Below are 2,684 nucleotides of genomic sequence, written 5' to 3'. Positions count from 1 at the left end.
GTGTTCCTCGCCGCCGCCCGCGTCGCGCCCGTCCCCCACGGACAAGCCCGCCGTGACCGCCTGGCTGGACCAGGTGTGCGCCGGGGAGAAGGCGATCCACACCCGCGGCACGGCAGTGTCCAAGGCGCCGAAGTTCACTCCGGACAGACCGCCGGTCGAGGCTGACCGGGCCGCCGTGGTGACCGCCCTGACCGAACTGCGGGAGATGTTCGCCCAGTCCAAGACCATCTTCGACGGCATCGGCCCGTCCCCGTTCCCCCTGGGCGACGAGCTGGTCGCCGCGAACCGGCGCGACCTCGGTGCGTTCATGACCAGGCTGGACGAGGTCCTCGACAACGCGCGGAAAGTCCCTGTCGAGCAACTCACCGGACCAGCGGAGTTCGTGACCAAGGACGTCGTGTTCTGGGATCCGAGCGGCCCGAAGCTGCCCGATCTGATCAAGGCGGAGCCCGTCCTGGACGAGGTCTACGACCAAGCCCCCAACTGCTAGCCGAATCGGACATAACTCAACAAGTTCAAACGCTTGACATCACGAGCCCCGCGTCTCAGGATCGGCGCATTGTTCATTTGTGTTTGATGTGGACGGGGCCCGCATGAACAACACGGAGGTCGTGCACCTGCACGACGCCATCTCCAGCGTGGTGATCGACGTCCGGGGCACCGGGCTGCCGGTCGTCACCCATTGGGGGCGAACGCTCGGAGACGTCGGCCAGGACGCCCTGCGCGTCCTGGCCGACGTCGTGACCGGGACCATCCCCAACAGCTCACCCGACCACGTGGTCAAGCTCGCGCTGCTACCGGACGCGGGTGCGGGGCACTCCGGCCGTCCCGGCCTGCGGGGGCACCGCGGCGGTGCGCACTTCGCACCGTCGCTGGAAGTCACCTCGTTCCTGGTCGAGAACTCGATCTTCCGTTACGTGGCAGAGGACCCCGCCGCCGAGCTGACGGTGACCGGCGTGCTGGAGCTGGCGTCGTCCGGCATGCTCCGGCTGCGGCACACCGTCCGCAACGACGGCTCGACGCCGTATGCGTTGGAGGGACTGGAAACCGCGCTGCCGGCACCGGCACACGCGACCGAGCTGCTCGACTTCACCGGCCGCTGGGCGCGCGAACGCTCGCCGCAGCGGCACGCGTTCAACCACGGCACCTGGGTGCGGGAGAACCGGCGTGGCCGCACCGGGCCCGACGCGACGATCGGACTGCTCGCCGGGACGCCGGGGTTCTCGTTCCGCTCCGGCGAGGTGTGGGCGTTGCACGTCGCGTGGAGCGGCAACCACGTGACGTACGCGGAGAACTTCCCCGACTCGACGCCCGTGCTGGGCGGCGGAGAGCTCCTGCTGCCGGGCGAGATCATCCTGGAGCCGGGCGAGACGTACGAGTCGCCGTGGCTGTACGCGGCCTACTCCGCGGAGGGCATCGACGGCATCAGCGCGGCTTTCCACCGTCAGCTGCGCGAGCGCTCGCTGCGCCCCCGCCCCGTCGTGCTCAACACGTGGGAAGCCGTCTACTTCGACCACGACCTCGCGCGGCTGACGTCGCTCGCCGACACCGCCGCGGCCATGGGCGTCGAGCGGTTCGTGCTCGACGACGGCTGGTTCCGCCACCGCCGCGACGACACCGCCGGTCTCGGCGACTGGTACGTGGACGAGACGGTGTGGCCAGAGGGCCTCACCCCGCTGATCAAGCACGTCCGCTCGCTGGGCATGGAGTTCGGGTTGTGGTTCGAACCCGAGATGATCAACACGGACTCGGACCTCTACCGCGCTCACCCGGACTGGGTGCTCGGCCCTCGTCCCGGTGTGCTGCCGCCGTCGTGGCGCAACCAGCAGGTGCTGAACATCGCGCACCCCGAGGCGTACGCGTACATCCTCGACCGCGTCTCGTCCGTGTTGTCCGACAACGACATCGCGTTCGTGAAGTGGGACCACAACCGCGACCTGATCGGTTCACGGGTGCACGACCAGACCGGCGCGTTCTACCGGCTGCTCGACGAACTGCGCCTGCGGCACCCGCACGTGGAGATCGAGAGCTGCTCGTCCGGTGGTTCCCGGATCGACCTCGGCGTGCTCTCGCGCACCGACCGCGTGTGGACGTCGGACTGCAACGACGCCCTGGAACGCCAGCTGATCCAGCGCTGGACCGGCGTGTTCCTGCCGCCGGAGCTGATGGGCGCCCACGTCGGCCCGACCCACTCGCACACCACCGGCCGGGTGCACGACCTGTCGTTCCGGGTGGCGACGGCGATGTTCGGGCACTTCGGCATCGAGTGGGACATCAACTCGGCGACCGACGACGAACGCGCCGGCCTGCAGGCGGCGATCGAGTACTACAAGGACGTGCGCTCCCTGGTGCACAGCGGTGTCTCGGTGCACGCCGACCACCCGGACCCGGCCGCGTGGGTGCACGGTGTGGTCGCCGCCGACCAGTCCGAGGCGCTGTTCTGCTACGCGCAGATCGCGACTTCGGTGCAGCACAGGCCGGCCAGGGTGCGCTTCCCGGGCCTCGACCGCACGCGTACGTACCGGCTGTCGTTCGACGCGCCCGCCGGTCTGCCGAAGCTGATCGGGCGGGAGGGGACGTGGGAACCGGTCTCGTTGCCCGGCTCGGCGCTCGCTGACGTCGGCATCCAGCTCCCGGTGCTCGAGCCGGAACAGGCTCTCCTACTCCGTCTCCGCTAAAACGAT

The 2,684-nt window shown here is 69.4% G+C and carries 2 protein-coding genes; both read left to right on the top strand.

The genetic code is table 11. The annotated features are described in order from the left end of the window. A partial coding sequence (locus tag UK23_RS12965) for a hypothetical protein (protein ID WP_231114483.1) occupies window positions 1-490 on the top strand: 490 nt, incomplete at its 5' end. A 103-nt stretch (window positions 491-593) separates the two neighbouring features. Then, on the top strand, window positions 594-2,678 hold the full coding sequence (locus UK23_RS12960) for an alpha-galactosidase (protein WP_045311722.1): 2,085 nt from the start codon (window positions 594-596) through the stop codon (window positions 2,676-2,678). The last annotated feature ends 6 nt before the right edge of the window (window positions 2,679-2,684 follow it).

Source organism: Lentzea aerocolonigenes, from assembly GCF_000955955.1.
Taxonomy (GTDB): domain Bacteria; phylum Actinomycetota; class Actinomycetes; order Mycobacteriales; family Pseudonocardiaceae; genus Lentzea; species Lentzea aerocolonigenes_A.
The sequence above is the reverse complement of the archived record's forward strand: the minus strand, read 5'-3'. Positions and strand labels throughout refer to the sequence as shown.